This window comes from Bacteroides sp. CACC 737, assembly GCF_013874375.1.
Lineage (GTDB): Bacteria > Bacteroidota > Bacteroidia > Bacteroidales > Bacteroidaceae > Bacteroides > Bacteroides uniformis.
Genome location: NZ_CP059408.1, coordinates 152,929 through 173,049, shown reverse-complemented (window position 1 = coordinate 173,049; position 20,121 = coordinate 152,929). Strand labels below are relative to the sequence as shown.

Here is a 20,121-nt window from a genome sequence, read left to right as displayed (position 1 = left end):
AATGATTAACTTCAAGACAATCATACGGATTATCGGTATTCTGCTATTGCTGGAAACAGTCATGTTTCTGGTCTGTTCGAGCGTGTCTTTCTACTACAGAGAAAGCGATATGCTCGATTTCTGGAAAGCAGGAGGTATCACAGCAGGGATAGGCTTATTGCTGGCAGCTCTCGGTAAAGGAGGTGAACGGCAACTGACGCGCCGTGACGGATATGTACTGGTCAGCTTTGCCTGGGTGGCATTCTCTCTTTTCGGAATGCTGCCTTTCTATATAGGCGGATACATACCCGACATTGCCGATGCATTCTTCGAGACCATGTCCGGTTTCAGCAGTACGGGTGCCACTATTTTGGACGACATCGAGTCACTTCCTCATGGAATACTGTTCTGGCGCAGCATGACACAGTGGATTGGCGGCTTGGGAATCATCATGTTCACCATTGCAGTGCTTCCTATCTTCGGAGTCAGTGGTCTGCAGGTATTCGCAGCCGAAGCAAGCGGCCCCACACATGACAAGGTTCATCCGCGTATCGGTATCACCGCCAAGTGGATTTGGAGCATCTATACCGGCATAACCACTTTACTTGTCTGCCTGCTGATGCTTGGAGGCATGGACTGGTTCGACAGCATCTGCCATGCATTTGCCACTACCGGCACCGGTGGATTCTCTACCAAGCAGGCCAGCGTTGCCTACTATAATTCTCCTTATATAGAATATGTCATCTCCATCTTCATGTTTATCTCCGGTATCAACTTCACTTTAGTATTATTGTTCGTCAACCGGAAATTCAAGAAATTCATCAGCAACGCCGAGCTGAAATTCTATTTCAGCTCAGTCGTATTTTTCACTGCAGTCATAGCCATCGCGCTCTATTATACCAGTCCCATGGGGATGGAAGAATCCTTCCGCAAATCCTTGTTCCAGGTAATTTCCCTTCATACGTCCACCGGCTTTGCAACGGATGACTACATGCAATGGTCGCCCGTCCTATGGGGCCTGCTTACCATCATCATGCTGATGGGAGCGTGTGCAGGCAGTACCACCGGAGGCTTGAAATGCATACGTATGGTAATTCTTACCAAAGTATCACGGAACGAATTCAAACACATCCTACACCCCAATGCCATACTTCCGGTACGAATAAACAAGCAAGTCATATCTTCCTCCATTGTCTCCACCGTACTGGCTTTTTGCTTTATTTATATCACCATTATAGTTATCAGCACACTGCTTATGATGACTATGGGAGTCGGAGCTGAAGAGTCAATAGGCTGCGTTATTTCCAGCATCGGTAATATGGGACCCGGATTGGGTGAAACCGGACCTGCCTATTCGTGGAATGCCCTGCCCGATGCAGCTAAATGGCTATTATCCCTTTTAATGCTTCTGGGACGTCTTGAGTTATTCACCGTACTACTGCTTTTCACACCTGATTTCTGGAAACGAAATTGATTTAGGATAAAAAGTGTAAAAATAACCATTTTTGTTATGCGGGGATAGCAAAATGAGCAAGACTTATTATATCTTTGCGCCCTTGAAAGAGAGATTTGTGGTATGAAGCAATGCATCAAATACTGTTTAATCATTATCTTTGCAGCCCTATTGCACGACAGTGCAATAGGAGTTGCGGACATTTTGTGTGTTCCTGCCACCCGACAAGCAGAATGCTGTACGCTGTCACAAGCTCCTACCACCCAACAAGTAGTCCAGAAGTTCTACGACTTGTTTTCACCAAACTCCCTCTGCATAGAGCATGTGGATCATACGCAAGTACCAACCAATAAAAACGTACTCCTGCGCATGTACATCTACAAGATGCAGCAGTATGCTTATGCACCGGAATGCGACCGTTTGTTAAATCTGTCTCCTCATCCCGTACCCGACGCAAACTATTATGTGTTCGGACTAAGAAAGATTATCATTTAGAAGGCCTGCAAGCGCAAATGCTTGCCCCTTGACCTCGCCCCGGACAACATTCAGTTTTTTGTCCTCTGGTACGATGTATCTATTATTATATATCTAAAATCTTATCAGGTTTATGAACTTTACTTTGTTAGTGGTCGTCTTATTGACGGCAATCGCTTTCGTGGGTATCGTCATCGCGCTCTCCAATGCGATAGCACCCCGTTCGTACAATGCACAGAAGATGGAACCGTACGAGTGTGGCATCCCTACCCGCGGTAAATCGTGGATGCAATTCCGGGTAGGTTACTATCTGTTTGCCATCTTGTTCCTGATGTTCGAAGTGGAAACGGTATTTCTGTTCCCTTGGGCAGTCATCACCCGCGAACTTGGCGTGGCAGGACTTTTCAGTGTTTTATTTTTCCTGATTATATTGATTCTGGGTCTTGCTTATGCCTGGAGGAAAGGAGCTTTGGAATGGAAGTAACAAAGAAGCCGAAAATTAAATCTATCCCTTATGAGGAGTTTACAGACAACGAAACGTTGGAGAAACTGGTTCGGGAACTTAATGCCGGAGGCGCCAATGTTGCCCTTGGCGTACTGGACGATTTCGTCAATTGGGGACGCAGCAACTCACTGTGGCCTCTTACGTTTGCAACCAGCTGTTGCGGTATCGAATTCATGGCCCTCGGCGCAGCCCGCTATGATATGGCGCGCTTCGGGTTCGAAGTAGCCCGTGCCAGTCCGCGCCAGGCAGATATGATTATGGTTTGCGGGACAATAACCAACAAGATGGCTCCCGTTCTGAAACGTCTTTACGACCAGATGGCCGATCCAAAATATGTAGTAGCCGTAGGCGGCTGTGCCGTCAGCGGAGGCCCGTTCAAGAAATCCTATCATGTGGTGAACGGTGTGGACAAGATTCTGCCGGTGGATGTCTACATTCCCGGTTGCCCTCCGCGTCCGGAAGCATTCTACTACGGCATGATGCAATTGCAGCGTAAAGTGAAAATAGAAAAATACTTCGGTGGAGTAAACAGAAAAGAAGAAAACCACTAATCAGCACTTAAATATATGGAAATAAAATACATAGAGCCCTCAGCCCTGCACGACGAAATGCTGCGTCTGCGGAAAGAGAAACAGATGGACTTTCTGGAATGCCTCAGCGGTATGGATTGGGGAATACCCGACGAGAAAGACACACCGGACACTCCCCGCGGACTCGGCGTAGTCTATCTGTTGGAATCTACTGTTACCGGCGAACGGATAGCGGTACGCACCGCCACTCTAAACCGGGAACATCCCGAACTTCCTTCCGTCAGCGATATCTGGAAAGCTGCGGATTTCAACGAGCGCGAAGTCTACGACTTTTACGGCATCGTTTTCATCGGTCATCCGGATATGCGCCGACTCTATCTGCGCAATGACTGGGTAGGCTATCCCATGCGTAAAGACAATGAGCCGGAAAAAGATAATCCGTTGCGTATGGACAACGAAGAAACGGTGGACACTACCATGGAATTGGAGCTGAATCCCGACGGTAGCATCAAAAATAAGGAGATGCAACTTTTCGGTGATGAGGAATATGTGGTGAACATCGGTCCCCAACATCCGGCCACCCACGGCGTAATGCGCTTCCGTGTATCATTGGAGGGTGAAATCATCGACAAGATTGATGCCAACTGCGGCTACATCCACCGGGGTATCGAGAAGATGTGCGAAAGCCTGACCTATCCGCAGACCTTGGCTCTGACCGACCGTCTGGACTACCTGGGCGCACACCAGAACCGCCATGCCTTGTGCATGTGTATCGAAAAGGCAATGGGCGTGGAAGTAAGCGAACGCGTGCAGTACATACGTACCATCATGGACGAGTTGCAGCGAATAGACTCTCACCTGCTGTTCTATTCTTGTCTTGCTATGGACCTGGGTGCATTAACGGCCTTCTTCTACGGTTTCCGCGACCGCGAAAAGATACTCGACATCTTTGAGGAAACTTGCGGTGGACGCCTCATCATGAACTACAACACCATCGGTGGCGTGCAGGCAGACATTGCTCCCGGCTTCGTAAAGAAAGTGAAGGAGTTTATCCCCTACCTCCGCGGTATCCTACACGAATATCACGACGTATTCACCGGGAACATCATTGCCCAGCAACGTCTGAAAGGTGTGGGTATACTCTCACGGGAAGATGCCATCGCCTTTGGAGCTACCGGAGGCACCGGACGCGCCAGCGGATGGGCCTGCGACGTGCGTAAGCGTATGCCATATGCCGTATATGACAAGGTGGACTTTAAAGAAGTCATCCGCACCGAAGGCGATTCATGGGCACGCTACCTTATCCGTATGGATGAAATTCTGGAGAGCCTGAAGATTATCGAGCAACTGATAGACAACATCCCGGAAGGAGCCTACCAGGAAAAGATGAAACCTATTATCCGCGTACCGGAAGGCACTTATTATGCAGCCGTAGAAGGTAGCCGCGGTGAATTCGGCGTCTTCCTCGAAAGCCACGGCGACAAGACGCCTTACCGCCTGCACTTCCGCAGTACGGGCTTGCCATTGGTATCGACCGTAAATACGATTTGCCGCGGAGCTAAAATCGCCGACCTTATTGCCATTGGCGGAACATTGGATTATGTAGTACCAGATATTGACAGGTAAAGGGATGTACGATTTGACAATTTACTATTTGGCTGCGCCATGAAGCGTGGGAGTCCCAAAAGGTGAAATAGTAAAAGGAGTCAATAGTAAACATACACCAAACTATCAAATAGTAAATAGTAAAATAGTAAATGAACAACGTATTTGACTTTAGTATAGTAACCAACTGGATACACCAGATGCTGACTTCCCTGATGCCGGAAGGTCTGGCAATATTCTTCGAATGCGTGGTGATTGGCGTATGCATCATCTTGATGTATGCCGTGCTTGCCATCATCCTGATTTACATGGAGCGTAAGATATGCGCCTTCTTCCAATGCCGCCTCGGTCCGATGCGCGTGGGGAAATGGGGATTGCTCCAAGTGCCCTGCGACGTCATCAAGATGTTGACAAAGGAAATCATTGATTTGAAATTCTCTGACCGGTTCCTCTACAATCTGGCACCGTTCATGGTAATCATCGCTTCTTTCCTGACATTTGCCTGCCTGCCCATCAACAAGGGATTGGAGGTATTGGACTTCAATGTAGGAGTGTTCTTCCTGCTGGCTGCATCGAGTATCGGCGTAGTGGGTATCCTGCTGGCAGGCTGGAGTTCCAACAATAAATTCTCGCTGATTGGAGCCATGCGAAGCGGTGCGCAGATTATCAGCTACGAGTTGTCCTGCGGATTGAGCATACTGACAATGGTAGTGTTGATGGGAACCATGCAGTTCTCCGAAATAGTAGAAGGACAAGCTGACGGCTGGTTCATCTTCAAGGGACATATCCCTGCATTGATAGCCTTCATCATCTACCTCATTGCCGGAAATGCGGAAACCAACCGTGGTCCCTTCGACTTGCCCGAAGCCGAAAGCGAGTTGACTGCCGGATACCATACGGAATACAGTGGTATGGGCTTCGGATTCTTCTATCTGGCGGAATATTTGAATCTGTTTATCGTAGCCTCCGTGGCAGCCACCATCTTCCTGGGAGGCTGGATGCCGCTACACATCGTAGGCCTGGACGGCTTCAACGCAGTAATGGATTACATTCCGGGCTTTGTATGGTTCTTCGGAAAAGCCTTCTTCGTAGTCTTCCTGCTGATGTGGATAAAGTGGACCTTCCCTCGCCTGCGTATTGACCAGATTCTGAATCTGGAATGGAAGTACCTGGTACCCATCTCTATGGTGAACTTGATTTTGATGGTATTAATTGTAGTATTTAAATTGCATTTCTAACCGGCGTAGCGCCGGGGCAAGATTTCCTTGCGGATAATTTTAATAAAGGCAAAAGTAATGAAAGAAAAGAACTCTTATATCGGCGGACTCATACACGGCGTCACTTCTCTGCTGACGGGTATGAAGACAACCATGACCGTATTCTGCCGACGAAAGACTACCGAACAATATCCGGAAAACCGCTCGACATTGAAACTCTCCGACCGTTTCCGTGGCACGCTGACCATGCCCCATAATGACAAAAATGAACATCGGTGTGTGGCTTGCGGCTTGTGCCAGATGGCTTGTCCCAATGACACCATCAAGGTGACCGGCGAGATGGTTGAAACGGAAGACGGCAAGAAAAAGAAGATATTGGCTAAGTACGAGTACGACCTCGGTTCGTGCATGTTCTGCCAACTCTGTGTGAATGCCTGCCCTCATGATGCCATCACGTTCGACCAGGATTTTGAGCATGCTGTGTTCGACCGCACGAAACTGGTCATGACGCTGAACCGTCCAGGCAGCCATGTAGAAGAAAAAAAGAAACCCACTGCTCCCAAAGAAGAGACAACAAAGTAATTCGTTAATAGTAACTTGTAATTAAACAACATGGAAATAACTCTTGAAACAGTAGTATTCTACTTCCTTGCGGCCTTTATCACCGTATTTTCCATCTTGACGGTAACGACCCACCGCATGGTGCGCTCGGCCACCTACCTGCTGTTCGTGCTTTTCGGTACGGCAGGCATCTACTTTCTGCTGGGTTACACCTTCCTCGGTTCCGTGCAGATTATGGTCTATGCCGGCGGTATCGTGGTACTCTACGTCTTCTCCATACTGCTTACCAGTGGCGAAGGCGATGTCATCGAGAAGTTAAAGCGTAGCAGATTCCTTGCCGGACTGGGTGCCACCGTGGGCGGTGCCATCATCGTAGTATTCATCACTTTAAAGCATAAGTTCATTGCCACTACCGACGTGGAGCCTTTGGAAGTCAACATCAAGACCATCGGTCACCACATGCTGAGCGGTGACAAGTATGGTTATCTGCTTCCCTTCGAAGCTGTCAGCATTTTATTATTGGCATGTATCGTAGGCGGATTATTAATAGCACGTAAAAGATAAGAATTATGATACACATGGAATATTATCTGATAGTTTCGGCTATCATGTTCTTCGCAGGCATCTATGGGTTCTTTACCCGCCGCAACACACTGGCGATACTTATCAGCATCGAGCTGATTCTGAATGCCACGGACATCAACTTTGCGGTGTTCAACCGTTTCTTATTCCCTGGAGGACTGGAAGGATATTTCTTCTCTTTATTCTCCATTGCCATCTCGGCGGCCGAAACGGCTGTAGCCATTGCCATCATGATCAACATCTACCGTAACATCCGCAGCATCCAGGTGAACAAACTGGATGAGATGAAATGGTAAGAGCCAAAATCGCCAAACGATGTTTCTTGAATAGTAATAATTGATAAACATAGTATATATGGAATATACAATATTAATCCTTCTGCTCCCTTTCCTCTCTTTCCTCGCCCTGGGACTTGGAGGTAAATGGATGTCGCACCGCATTGCCGGCCTTATCGGAACTGCAGTACTGGGCCTGGTCGCAGTGCTTTCCTATCTCACCGCAGGAATGTACTTCAGCGCTCCCCGCCTTGCTGACGGTACGTACGAGACACTGATGCCCTATAACTTCAAATGGCTGCCCTTCACAGAAAGCCTCAGTATCGACATGGGCATTCTGCTTGACCCGATTTCGGTCATGATGCTCGTAGTCATCAGCACCGTTTCGCTGCTAGTACACATATACTCTTTCGGTTACATGAAGGGCGAACGCGGTTTCCAGCGCTACTACGCCTTCTTGTCGCTCTTCACCATGTCCATGCTCGGACTGGTAGTGGCTACGAATATCTTCCAGATGTATCTTTTCTGGGAGTTGGTGGGCGTGTCCTCCTACCTGCTGATTGGTTTCTACTATACGAAACCCGCAGCTATTGCTGCTTCGAAGAAAGCATTTATCGTTACCCGTTTTGCTGACCTAGGTTTCCTTATAGGTATCCTTGTCTATGGATATTATGCCGGCACATACACCTTCAGCCCCAATGAGATGGCGCTGGCAAAGGGCGGTGCGGCCATGATTCCGCTTGCCTTGGGACTGATGTTCATCGGTGGCGCCGGAAAGAGTGCCATGTTCCCGTTGCACATCTGGCTGCCCGATGCCATGGAAGGTCCTACGCCAGTCAGTGCACTGATTCATGCCGCCACGATGGTGGTTGCAGGGGTCTATCTGGTGGCACGCATGTTCCCGTTGTTCATAGAGTATGCTCCCAGCGTGCTGCACATCGTGGCATACGTAGGAGCTTTCACGGCATTCTATGCCGCCAGTGTGGCATGTGTGCAGAGTGATATCAAACGTGTACTGGCATTCTCCACCATCTCCCAAATCGGTTTCATGATGGTGGCGCTGGGTGTATGTACATCAGCCGACCCGCACGAAGGGGGACTGGGCTACATGGCAGGCATGTTCCACTTGTTCACACATGCCATGTTCAAGGCATTGCTGTTCCTCGGAGCGGGTAGCATCATCCATACCGTACACAGTAACGAGATGTCTGCCATGGGCGGACTGCGGAAGTATATGCCCATTACGCATATCACGTTCCTCATCGCCTGCCTTGCCATTGCAGGTATCCCGCCGTTCTCCGGATTCTTCTCCAAAGATGAAATCCTGACGGCATGCTTCCAGTTCAGCCCCACTATGGGATGGATTATGACAGTGATTGCAGGTATGACAGCATTCTATATGTTCCGTCTTTATTATGGTATCTTTTGGGCCGGCTCAGAGCCGGGACAAAAGTCGGCAAGTGATGGGGGCGACAGCCACGTGCCTCACCCCCACGAGAGTCCACTGGCGATGACCCTGCCCCTGATGCTCCTGGCTGTTGTTACGATAGTTGCCGGTTTCATTCCTTTCGGACACTTCATCAGTTCCAACGGTGAAGCATATAGCATCCATCTTGATTGGAGTGTGGCAGGTACAAGTATCGTCGTAGCAGTGGTTGCCATAGCCATTGCCACCTACATCTATGCAGGTAGCCGGCAGCCCGTTGCCAACGCACTGGCACGCCGTTTCAAAGGCCTATGGACAGCAGCTTACCACCGCTTCTACCTGGATGAAGTTTACCAGTTCATCACCCACCGCATCATCTTCGGCTGCATCTGCCGCCCCATCGCCTGGTGGGACCGCCACGTGGTCGACGGCTTCTTCAACTTCCTTGCCTGGAGTGCCGAGGCTACCAGTGACGAGATACGCGGTCTGCAGAGCGGACGCATCCAGCAATATACATTTGTATTCCTGCTGGGCACGCTGGCATTGATACTGCTACTATTGCTATAACCCGAGATCTTTCAATCGTAAATCGTAAATCGTTAAATCGTAAATATAAAGATGAACTTTTTATCATTATTTGTACTCATCCCCTTGCTGATGTTGCTGGGTCTTTGGCTCAGCCGCAACATCGCACAAATACGTGCGGTGATGGTGACCGGTGCATCGGCTCTGCTGGTTCTTTCTGCAGCATTGACCGTAATGTACCTCAATGCACGCCACGCCGGTGCCACGGATGAAATGCTGTTCCGTGCCGACATGGCCTGGTATCCTGCACTCAACATCCACTATTCGGTAGGAGTAGACGGTATTTCGGTAGCCATGCTGCTGCTTTCGGCCATCATTGTCTTTACCGGAACATTCGCCTCCTGGAGGCTGCAACCGCTGACTAAAGAATATTTCCTTTGGTTCACCTTCCTTTCCATCGGTGTGTTCGGGTTCTTCATCTCAATAGACTTGTTCACCATGTTCATGTTCTACGAGGTAGCCCTCATTCCCATGTATCTGCTTATCGGTGTATGGGGGTCGGGACGCAAGGAGTACTCTGCCATGAAGCTGACACTGATGCTGATGGGCGGCTCCGCCTTCCTGCTTATCGGTATCCTGGGTATCTACTACGGTGCCGGAGCCACCTCTATGAATCTATTGGAAATAGCACAGATGCACAATATTCCCATCGAACAGCAACGTATCTGGTTCCCGCTCACTTTCCTCGGTTTCGGTGTGCTGGGCGCTCTGTTCCCGTTCCACACATGGAGCCCCGACGGTCACGCCTCCGCACCGACTGCCGTATCCATGCTCCATGCCGGTGTATTGATGAAGCTGGGAGGTTACGGTTGTTTCCGCATAGCCATGTACCTGATGCCCGAAGCTGCACAGGAACTGGGATGGATATTCCTGATTCTTACCGGAATCTCCGTAGTATACGGCGCATTCTCCGCTTGTGTACAAACCGACTTGAAGTATATCAACGCCTACTCTTCCGTCAGCCATTGCGGTCTGGTGTTGTTCGCCATTCTGATGATGAACCAAACAGCTTGCACGGGTGCTGTTCTGCAGATGCTCTCTCACGGACTGATGACAGCCTTGTTCTTCGCCCTTATCGGTATGATATACGGACGTACCCATACGCGTGACGTCCGCGAACTCTCCGGTCTGATGAAGATTATGCCTTTCCTGGCTGTCTGCTATGTAATCGCCGGTCTTGCCAATCTGGGATTACCCGGACTCAGCGGTTTCATTGCCGAAATGACCATCTTCACCGGTTCGTTCCAGCATCCCGATACGTTCCACCGCGTGTGGACAGTCATTGCATGCAGTTCCATCGTGATTACAGCAGTCTATATCCTGCGACTGGTAGGAAAGATTCTCTATGGCACCTGCACTAACAAACATCACCTCACTTTGAGCGACGCTACCTGGGATGAACGCACAGCGGTCATTATCCTCATAGCATGCGTTGCCGCCCTTGGTATGGCACCATGGTGGATTAGCGGCATGATTGGAGACAGCGTATTGCCGATAGTTAATGCACTGTAAATTGTAAATAGAAAATTGTAAAACAATAAATACATAGTCATGGATTATTCTCAATTCCTCCTGCTCAAAGAAGAGCTTTCGCTGATATTGGTCATCGTCATCCTTTTTGTCGCCGACCTCTTCATGAGTCCGGATGCACACAAGAATGACGGCAAACCGGTGCTGAACACAATGCTGCCAGTTGTTCTGCTGACCATACATACACTTATCACCATCGTTCCCGGTCCTATGGCCGATGCCTTTGGCGGCATGTACCACAACCAGCCTATACAAAGCATCGTGAAATCCATCCTCAGTATAGGTACACTGATTGTATTCCTGATGGCCCACGAATGGATGCGCCGTCCGGACACTGCCATCAAACAAGGTGAGTTCTACATTCTGACACTTTCCACCCTGCTGGGTATGTACTTCATGATTTCCGCCGGCCACTTCCTGATGTTCTTTATCGGCCTGGAAACGGCAAGTATCCCAATGGCAGCATTGGTTGCCTTCGACAAATACCGCCATCACTCTGCCGAGGCAGGTGCCAAATATATTCTCACGGCACTGTTCTCCAGCGGATTGCTGCTATACGGATTATCTTTGATTTACGGTACGGTAGGCACTCTCTACTTTGCCGACATACCGGCACGCCTCACCGGTGACCCGTTGCAGATTATGGCATTCGTATTCTTCTTCTCTGGCATGGGATTCAAAATATCACTGGTGCCTTTCCATCTTTGGACAGCAGACGTTTACGAAGGTGCTCCAAGCACGGTGACAGCCTATCTGAGTGTCATCTCTAAAGGCTCTGCCGCTTTCGTACTGATGACTATCCTCATCAAGGTATTCGCTCCGATGGTGGAGCAATGGCAGGAAGTGCTGTACTGGGTTATCATCGCCTCCATCACAATCGCCAACCTCTTCGCCCTGCGCCAGCAGAACCTGAAGCGGTTGATGGCTTTCTCCAGTATCTCGCAAGCAGGTTACATCATGCTGGGTGTCATCAGCGGAAGCGCACAAGGTATGACGTCGCTGGTATACTACGTGCTGATATATATGTTCGCCAATCTTGCCGTATTTACCGTTATCACGATTGTGGCACTGCGGGCAGGCAAGTTCACACTTGAAGACTATAACGGGCTGTATACCACTAATCCGAAGTTGGCGTTCCTGATGACGCTGGCACTGTTCTCTCTGGCAGGCATCCCGCCGTTTGCGGGCTTCTTCTCGAAGTTCTTCATCTTTGCGGCAGCTTTCGAAGGCGGCTTCCATCTGCTGGTATTCATTGCCCTTATCAATACAATCATCTCGCTTTATTACTATCTGAAGATTGTAAAGGCAATGTACATCAACAAGAGCGACGAACCGATTGCAGCATTCCGCAGCGACAACTATACACGTGCCAGCCTGGCCATTTGCACGCTGGGTATTGTGGTACTGAGCATTGCAAGTGTGGTATATCAATCCATCGATAAGTTCTCATTCGGATTATAACCGGAGGGTATCATCACTCACCACAGATTACGCAGATTGACACAAATTATCTTTAGAAGTTCTGATAATCAAGAGCTTTGAGTTATATTAATCTGCATAATCTGTGGTGAGTGTGTATTTGGGCATATTTTCATACTATACAACCGGCAGCATAAACCAAAAGCATGAGCCTTTCCCCGGCTCACTGTCCACACCGATTGTGCCACCCAACTGTTCTATAATACTCTTGCTGATAGAAAGCCCCAGACCCGTACCATGTACAAACGTATTCAGCTTTATAAAACGACCGAATATCTGATCCTGCATTTCCGGCTCGATGCCAATGCCCGTATCGGCCACATAAAAACGTAAACGAGTTTCATCTACCTTGTCATATCCTACACAGATACTTCCCGCAGTGGTGAACTTGATGGCATTGTTGACAAAGTTGGCTATGACCTGATTCAAACGGTTACGGTCACTGACAATCCGGCATTCCGGCAGATGACGGTCGAAAAGAACTTCCACCCCCGGTTTAGCCTTCATCTTCATGAAGCGCACGATGTCCTCACACAGCACGTTCACGTCCAGCTCTTTTTTCACAAAGTCAAATGTCCCGGCCTCTATCTTGGACAAATCCAGTATATCGGAAATCAGCTGCAACAACAAGTCATTGTTTTCTTCGATAATCGCCATATACCGCCTTTTTTCCTCCATGTCCCCGGTCTCTCCCATCAGACTGGAGAAACCGACAATCGCATTCAGAGGCGTACGTATCTCATGACTCATATTGGCAAGGAAGGCACTCTTCAAACGATCGGCGGTTTCTGCCTTCTCTTTGGCTTCAATCAACATAGCTTCCGTCTCCTTCAATTCCGTAATATCATAGTTGACTCCTATCAGTTCTATTTGTCCGTTCTCCGGTTCAAACAGATTGACGACCACATTGGTACGTACCCAATTCCATTTCCCCTTCTCGCCCGGACGCTCAATACGCATCTCTCCCTGAAAATGTTTGGCTTCACCCACACGGGCCTTACAGAAGAAATCGAGCATCCTTCTGCGGTCGCTGGGGTACATCTTGCTATATATCCCCACAATATCCGCCAACTGGGTATTCTCGTCCTCTCCCATATTCTTATACCATTGCTTGATGGCATAGCCTTTCCGGTCAAGCAAGTTCAGCTTGGCATAACCTACCTTCGCATAATCCGATATAAGCAAGAAGAAATTCTCGAAATCACAGATACGGCTCATGGCATCAATCCGTTCCGTATTGTCAATGTTAATCATGGCATAGCCGGTAAAGTTACCTTTACTGTCATACACCTTGCTCACTTTCGTATAAAGATGTATCACATCCTTCGGCTGTTTGGAAGTGGAGTAATACCCTTCAGTCCGGTCGAAAGCATAATTCAGGCGGAAGTCGACCATATCCTCGGTCTGTATACGTTCTGCCAATTGGGCGGACACATTCGGGTTCTCGAATAAGTTCACTCCAATGACATCCTGTTTGTCACGGACCCCGAATATCTCCATATCCTTATTGTTGATGTCTACCAGGAATCCGTCTTTGTCATAGATTTCCACTCCGGCTGGTATATTGGCAAAGATATTCTTGAACAGTTTTTCGCTATGGTCCAAAGCCAGATGAGTCTGTACCGAGTCTGTCGTATCGAGGAATAACGCCACCACTTCATTCTTTTCCGGAGAGTATATCACCACATGGCAGTGCTTGTTGGTGAGCTCAAAACACATGTCCATTTCCTTATGTGTCCCGGTGTTCACTATCTCAAGCAGATATTCCAGTCTGGGGGCCGCCTCCCTTGAAAAAGACGAGGCAGTCTTGCCGATAAACGCCGACGCGGGTTTTCCCAGAAAATCGGCAAAGATAGAATTCGCATCTGTCACATAATACCCGTAGGGGTTGTCCTTTTCATCACAGACAATGGACATCCGCACATACCCCAAAGGCATATAGCGGAACAAGTTGCTGAGGAAAGTACGTTCGCGCACAGCCTCATCCTTCGTTTTGCGCAACTCTATGCAAATGCTGATGACATTTGCCAACGAACTAAACCATTGGTAATCCTCGTTAGTCCACATTCGGATACGGTCTACCAAATCAATGCCCATATATCCCCATACCTGGTCATTGGCAACCAGCGGAGTTACCATCAAGGACTTTATATTCTGTTTCGCCAGAATTTCATATTCGGCATAGGCGTGCTCCGGCAGTTGCCCCAGTGTTTCCAGCAGAACGGGCTTTTGTGCCATAATCTGTGACGTCCACCACGGCAGGCTGTCGGCTTGGACTCCCTGAAGCATTTCTTTCTCAGGAGCCACTCCTGGAGCCACCACCTCGTATGTGCAGCTCTGGTACCGGCACATCTCATCGTATTGGAATATATAGACACGTCCGCCGCGAAAGAAATCAAGAATATCTTTCAATATGTCGTAAATGCCCGCGCTTATATCCTCGTCTTTCAGGAAGCGGAATAGGGAATGGGATATTGAGGTCTGCCGATAAAGCAAATCGTTCACTCTTTGCAAAGCCTGCTTCGCAGCCTCCTCCTTCGGCATCTCTACGCGCTGCAACACTCCGAAAGCCTTCAATGTACCATCCGGCAAATGCTCCTTATACCCCACGCGCGAGTAGACCCAGACCACTCCTTCAGTAGAATAGATGGGAAACGTCTGTTCATAGACCTCCATATTCTGAATGGCAAGGAACTCCCGGCTGATACGCGCCCGATAGTCTTCGCGTATCATTTTACCGAAATCCTCAAAGCTCAGGTATTCCCCTTCCAAGCCTAACAACTTACAGACATATTCGGAACAGAGATACTGCCTTGAAGAAAAATCAGCCTCCCACCAACCTATCCGGCCAAGGATGGAAAGACGCCGGAAACGTTCACTATCGTCACGATGAACAGCCATATATTTATCAATATTGGTTTGAGATACAAAAATAGCCATAAAACTCTAATAAGCAACCATTAGAAACTTTTTTCGTCCCAAGCAGCCTATATATAAGGATAACAAACAATCCGGAAAAATGTGCGGTAACCGAATCGTAATAGATTTGAAAATGAAACGTATGTTCCATGTATCACCGGTGTAACGTCATTGCCTCATCTTTGCAGCGGATTAAAAAAACGTACAAAGAAAAGAGATGAGCATGAAATTAGACTTGGGAAAGATTTTCTTCCTTATTTTATTCCTCACACTTTCCGTCATGGCTGCCACGGCGGGAACCATCAAAGGGACAATCACCGACCGACAAACCAAAGAACCGCTGACGGGAGCCACCGTGCAAGTGAGCGGAACGGTACAAGGCGCCGTCGCCGATTTGGATGGTAACTATACACTGGAGCTGAAAAACGGGACCTATACCCTCACCGTCCGTTACATCGGCTACAAAGACATGACGATAAAAGCCGTAGAGATAAAGGGTGAAACCGTGCTTAACTTCGACATGGAGCCGGACACGCAAACCCTGGGCGAAGTGCAGGTTACCGCCAAGAAGAACCTCGAAGGCGAACGCGCCTTGCAAATGGAACGGCAAAAAGCGACCCTCGCCATCGAAAACCTCGGTTCCAAAGAGATGTCCCTCAAAGGTATCGGCAATGTGGAAGAAGGAGTAAAGAAAATAACGGGTATCTCCATCGCCAGCGCCGGACAGCTTATCGTCCGCGGACTGGGTGACCGCTACAGCACCACCACGCTGAACGGACTGCCCATCGCCTCGCCCAACCCGGACAACAAGCTGGTGCCACTCGACCTGTTCCCCTCGTCCACCGTACAGAACATCACTGTCAGTAAAGTGTATGACGCAGCCGCCTTTGCCGACTACAGCGGTGCGCACATCAACATCAGCACCAAAGAAAACATACCGGAAGATTTCTTCCAACTGAGCCTCAACACGGGTGGGAAGTTCAACACCTTAGGCAAAGACCGCTATCAGATGGACCGCAGCGGCTCGCTCCTGAAGACACCCGGCGTAGACGCGGCCGCCCTCGACATGCCCTTGATGGAGTTTGACAAATACGTGAAGACCCACAATATCTTCGATACCTCCTTTGCCGCCAGCAAGAAGAGTTCGTTGCCCGAACTGGGCGGAAACCTCGGTTTCGGCAAGAACTTCGGTATAGGCAACCAGACACTCAGCCTGCTTGCCTCCTTCAGCGCCAGCAACGGCTACCAGAACATGGAAGATGCCTTCTACAAGACACTCGAAGCCACCGGCACCGTGCAGGACGACTTCTCCTACGACAGCTTTGCGCAGGAACTGAAGCTCGCCGCCCTCGGCTACCTGGGCTATACCCTGCGCCGGAGCGACCGCATAGGCTACACTTTCTTCTACGCCCGCAACGCCATCGACACCTATCAGCGCCGCGAAGGTACTGATGCCGAAGGACACGAGCTGACCGGCAGCAACAACATCATGCACATATACACCCTGCAAAACCATCAACTGAACGGAATCCATAACTTCGGCGAGAGCGACAGGTGGCAACTGACTTGGGGAGGCTCGTACAGCAAGACCGGCAGTGAAGAGCCCGACCGCCGCCAAGTGATGTACGTCAGGGACAACGACGGCAGCCTCAGGCTCTTCAAGCTGAACCGCCAAGAGACCATGCGCTACTTCGGCAGCCTGGACGAAGAAGAGTGGAACGCCAACCTCGCCATGCGCTGGAAGTGGAACGACACCAGCCACCTCAAGCTCGGCTTCAACTACAAGGACAAGAACCGCGACTATAGCGCTACCCGCTTCTACTACAACCTGAACAAACTGAACCCCGTCATCACCGACATCTACAACACCGACGGCTTCCTCAACCAGCAGAACATTGCCGACGGACAAATCGTGGTACAGCGTGTGATGCAGCCCAAAGACAGCTACCGTGCCGGAAACGAAATCTACTCCACCTACCTGCTGACCGATTTCTATCCCACCGAAGCCCTCTTGGTGAACCTCGGCCTGCGCTACGAAATGAGCAAGCAATGGGTGCGCTACGCCAGCGACGGCGGCGACTGGTACTCCCGTCGACGCAATTTAGACAAGAACGACCTCTTCCCCGCCCTGAACCTGAAATATGCGGTGAACCCCGCCAACAGCATCCGCTTCTCTGCCTCGCGCACCGTCACCCGCCCCTCGTTCATCGAGATGGCACCCTTCCTCTACCAAGAGTCCTACGGTTCGGCACAAATCCGCGGTAACGAAGAGTTGCAGAACGGTTACAACTACAACTTCGACCTACGTTACGAACGCTTCGGCAAGGACGGCGACATGCTCTCCGTGACAGGCTACTTCAAATACCTCGACAGCCCCATCGAACGCATCCAAGACCTGCAAGGCGGCGCCACGCTGCACAGTTTCAAGAATGCCGACAACGGCATGGCTGCCGGCGTGGAGCTGGAGATGCGCAAACGGCTCGTCAAAGACCTGCACCTGGGTGCCAACATCAGCTACATGTACACCAACGTGAAGCTGCCCCAAGGCGGTGCCTACACCAACAAGGAACGTTCGCTGCAAGGTGCATCGCCCATCCTTGCCAATGCCGACCTCACCTACTCGACACGCTTCGGTGAAGACAGGCAACTCAACCTCGCCCTGCTCTACAATCTGCAAGGCAGCCGCATCCATGCAGTAGGCGTGTCGGGTCTGGGCGATGTCAGGCAACAGACGCTGCACACGTTGAACTTCAGCGCCGGATATAGCCTGAACAAACACTTCAACCTGAAGCTGCAAGTGAACGACCTGCTGAACCGCGATGTCATCTTCAAGCAAGATGTGCCCACCACGGGGCAGGAAATGGAAGTGGAACGCTACCACAAGGGAACGAACTTTGAGGTGGGAATAAGCTACAACCTATAAAGTCTCCCACCCTCCCCCTGAAGAGAACGGAGAACACTCTTTGACAAACAAGCTGATTTAAGAGAATCAATCTGAATGACAGATAGATAAATTGGATATAACAACTAAAACAATTGAATTATGAAAACAATGAAATGGAAATTCTACTCTCTGGCCTTTGTAGCCGGAATGTCTATCCTCACCGCTTGCAGCAGCGACGACAACAACGACAATGACGGCAACGGAAACGGCAATGAAATCGAAAACGGTACGATACTGAAAGGTACCATCACCTCCGACGTGACCCTGGCTGCCGGAAACACCTACAAGCTGAGCGGCGAATACATCGTAGAAGAAGGCGCCACGCTCCACATAGAGGAAGGCGTGAAGATTATCGCCGTCTACGATGACATCGCAGACTACATCCTCGTGAAGCAGGGCGGTAAAATCAACGCCGTAGGCACGCCGGACAAACCCATCGTAATGACCAGCGAAAAAGAAGAGCCGGGTGCATGGGGAGGCATCCACATCTGCGGACGCGCCCACACCAATGCCGAAGGCGGCAAGGGAAGTTCTGAAATAGGCGGTGCCGTTTACGGCGGCAACGATGATGCCGACAACTCGGGCACGCTGCAATACATTCGTCTGGAATACACCGGCTTTGCCTTCGATGAAGAGCACGAAGCCAACGGTATCTCTTTCTACGGCGTAGGCAACGGTACCATCGTGGACCACTGCCAAGCCTACAAAGGTTCCGACGACGGCTTTGAGTTCTTCGGCGGCTCGGTAAACGTGAGCAACCTCGTAGCCGTAAGCTGTAGCGACGACTCCTTCGACTGGACCGAAGGCTGGAACGGCAAAGGCACCAACCTCGTGGCTTACCAAGAAGCCGAATCCACACTGGGCTACGACTGCGACTGCCTGATGGAGTGCGACAACAACGGCAGCAACAACGCCGCCACTCCCGTTGCCCACCCCGTATTGAAGAACCTCATCCTCGTCGGCAACGGCGGCAGCAAGCAAGGCATCCGTCTGCGTGCCGGCACGGAAGTGGAAATAGACAACGCCAAGATCTGCGGCAAAGGCCAACCCCTAACCGTGGAAACCGCCCTTACCGAAAACGCCTTGAAGAACGGCACTTCCAAGCTGACCAACATCACCCTCACCGCCGAGCTGAGCAGCAAAGAAGGCATCTACACCCATGCCGACTTTATCGCCGTGACAAGCAACAAGGTGGACGCCAACCTGAGCTATAGTTCTTTCGAGGACATCAAGAAAGAATGCAGCTGGATGAACGGAAGCTGGGTGAAGTAAAAAAAGAAGCACTCGCAAGACTATAAAAAAACACACAACTTCTTCAACAGCGTGCCCCTCGAATGCCTTTCTGGCTTCAAGGGGTACGCGCTGTTTCAAGAAAGAAACTAAAAGTACCGTTTACTTCTTCTTCAGCTCCTTCTTCAATTCCTGAACCTGAAAGCTGAACAAGTCCAGACGACGGCAAACGCGCTGCATGAAACTGCCTGCCGCCCTGAAGCAGATACGCGAAATGCGCACTTTATCTGCCGTACAGTCCTCTATCCGCTCCACCGGTTCGCTGGTGATGGAGGGGAAAAAATTTCCAAGTCCCTTGATGTTCACCGTGCGTCCACTGGCCAGATAGTCCGCTATAATATCCGGCAGTTGCACCAGCACGGACTGGGCATCGCCCACCTGCAGGGAGCTGACAAAAGCCAGTCTCTTGGCAAGTTCATCGTTGCTCACCGGTTCAGGCTGAAGCACTTTTGATGCCGCATAGTAGCGCACCACTTCCTTGTCTCCACTCTTGTCCACCTTCTTGCGGACCACATAATTCATTGACATACCAATCTTTCTTTTAATTAGGTTAGCAAAAAAACGAAAGATATTCCCACCCGGCGTGAAACACATCTACAGCCTACGCACACAAAGCCTATACCTTACGGTAAAGACTCCGTGACCGAATACCTTTCACTATATAACTGAATACCTAAAACACCCGGATGTATTGCCCCAAAACATGGGGATGTTTTCACCCAAAACACCCGGATGTAATACCCCAAAACATGGGGATGTTTTGGGAG

Annotated in this window: 16 protein-coding genes; 14 read left to right on the top strand and 2 right to left on the bottom strand. The window is 49.9% G+C overall.

Annotated features, from left to right (window positions below; genetic code table 11):
• The first annotated feature begins 1 nt into the window (after position 1).
• From H1A11_RS00860 to H1A11_RS00805, 12 genes are all read left to right on the top strand, one after another.
• Positions 2 to 1,453, top strand: coding sequence for a TrkH family potassium uptake protein (locus H1A11_RS00860; protein WP_117599329.1), 1,452 nt, complete (start codon positions 2 to 4; stop codon positions 1,451 to 1,453).
• Between the two features lie 102 nt (positions 1,454 to 1,555).
• Positions 1,556 to 1,927, top strand: coding sequence for a hypothetical protein (locus H1A11_RS00855; RefSeq protein ID WP_117599328.1), 372 nt, complete (start codon positions 1,556 to 1,558; stop codon positions 1,925 to 1,927).
• A gap of 112 nt (positions 1,928 to 2,039) precedes the next feature.
• Positions 2,040 to 2,390, top strand: a complete 351-nt coding sequence (locus H1A11_RS00850) for an NADH-quinone oxidoreductase subunit A (protein ID WP_005823956.1) — start codon at positions 2,040 to 2,042, stop codon at positions 2,388 to 2,390.
• Positions 2,381 to 2,962, top strand: coding sequence for an NADH-quinone oxidoreductase subunit B (locus H1A11_RS00845; RefSeq protein ID WP_005823959.1), 582 nt, complete (start codon positions 2,381 to 2,383; stop codon positions 2,960 to 2,962). The genes H1A11_RS00850 and H1A11_RS00845 overlap by 10 nt, the downstream gene beginning before the upstream one ends.
• A gap of 15 nt (positions 2,963 to 2,977) precedes the next feature.
• Positions 2,978 to 4,567, top strand: coding sequence for an NADH-quinone oxidoreductase subunit D (locus H1A11_RS00840; RefSeq protein WP_181757604.1), 1,590 nt, complete (start codon positions 2,978 to 2,980; stop codon positions 4,565 to 4,567).
• A gap of 131 nt (positions 4,568 to 4,698) precedes the next feature.
• Positions 4,699 to 5,784: an NADH-quinone oxidoreductase subunit NuoH gene (gene nuoH, locus H1A11_RS00835; protein ID WP_181757603.1), complete on the top strand. Its 1,086-nt coding sequence runs from the start codon at positions 4,699 to 4,701 to the stop codon at positions 5,782 to 5,784.
• A 57-nt stretch (positions 5,785 to 5,841) separates the two neighbouring features.
• Positions 5,842 to 6,345 carry a 4Fe-4S binding protein gene (locus tag H1A11_RS00830; protein ID WP_181757602.1) on the top strand — a complete coding sequence of 168 codons (504 nt, stop codon included), beginning with the start codon at positions 5,842 to 5,844 and terminating at the stop codon, positions 6,343 to 6,345.
• Between the two features lie 30 nt (positions 6,346 to 6,375).
• On the top strand, positions 6,376 to 6,888 hold the full coding sequence (locus tag H1A11_RS00825) for an NADH-quinone oxidoreductase subunit J (protein WP_005823970.1): 513 nt from the start codon (positions 6,376 to 6,378) through the stop codon (positions 6,886 to 6,888).
• Positions 6,889 to 6,893: 5 nt separating this feature from the next.
• Positions 6,894 to 7,202 carry an NADH-quinone oxidoreductase subunit NuoK gene (gene nuoK / locus H1A11_RS00820; RefSeq protein ID WP_005823972.1) on the top strand — a complete coding sequence of 103 codons (309 nt, stop codon included), beginning with the start codon at positions 6,894 to 6,896 and terminating at the stop codon, positions 7,200 to 7,202.
• 58 nt (positions 7,203 to 7,260) lie between these two features.
• A complete protein-coding gene (nuoL, locus tag H1A11_RS00815) occupies positions 7,261 to 9,174 on the top strand; it encodes an NADH-quinone oxidoreductase subunit L (RefSeq protein WP_119961798.1) in 1,914 nt (637 codons plus the stop codon).
• A 51-nt stretch (positions 9,175 to 9,225) separates the two neighbouring features.
• Positions 9,226 to 10,704 carry a NuoM family protein gene (locus H1A11_RS00810; RefSeq protein ID WP_117964860.1) on the top strand — a complete coding sequence of 493 codons (1,479 nt, stop codon included), beginning with the start codon at positions 9,226 to 9,228 and terminating at the stop codon, positions 10,702 to 10,704.
• 39 nt (positions 10,705 to 10,743) lie between these two features.
• Positions 10,744 to 12,183, top strand: a complete 1,440-nt coding sequence (locus H1A11_RS00805; RefSeq protein WP_117599323.1) for an NADH-quinone oxidoreductase subunit N — start codon at positions 10,744 to 10,746, stop codon at positions 12,181 to 12,183.
• A 135-nt stretch (positions 12,184 to 12,318) separates the two neighbouring features.
• Here H1A11_RS00805 and H1A11_RS00800 read toward each other — a convergent pair whose 3' ends face one another.
• Positions 12,319 to 15,102: an ATP-binding protein gene (locus H1A11_RS00800; RefSeq protein ID WP_181758066.1), complete on the bottom strand. Its 2,784-nt coding sequence runs from the start codon at positions 15,100 to 15,102 to the stop codon at positions 12,319 to 12,321.
• Positions 15,103 to 15,337: 235 nt separating this feature from the next.
• On the opposite strand from H1A11_RS00800, the gene H1A11_RS00795 reads away from it, so the two are divergent.
• Positions 15,338 to 18,043 carry a TonB-dependent receptor gene (locus H1A11_RS00795; protein WP_119961797.1) on the top strand — a complete coding sequence of 902 codons (2,706 nt, stop codon included), beginning with the start codon at positions 15,338 to 15,340 and terminating at the stop codon, positions 18,041 to 18,043.
• Positions 18,044 to 18,163: 120 nt separating this feature from the next.
• Positions 18,164 to 19,336: a hypothetical protein gene (locus H1A11_RS00790; protein ID WP_181757601.1), complete on the top strand. Its 1,173-nt coding sequence runs from the start codon at positions 18,164 to 18,166 to the stop codon at positions 19,334 to 19,336.
• A gap of 120 nt (positions 19,337 to 19,456) precedes the next feature.
• Here H1A11_RS00790 and H1A11_RS00785 read toward each other — a convergent pair whose 3' ends face one another.
• On the bottom strand, positions 19,457 to 19,882 hold the full coding sequence (locus tag H1A11_RS00785) for a DNA-binding protein (RefSeq protein WP_087332919.1): 426 nt from the start codon (positions 19,880 to 19,882) through the stop codon (positions 19,457 to 19,459).
• Positions 19,883 to 20,121: the final 239 nt, after the last annotated feature.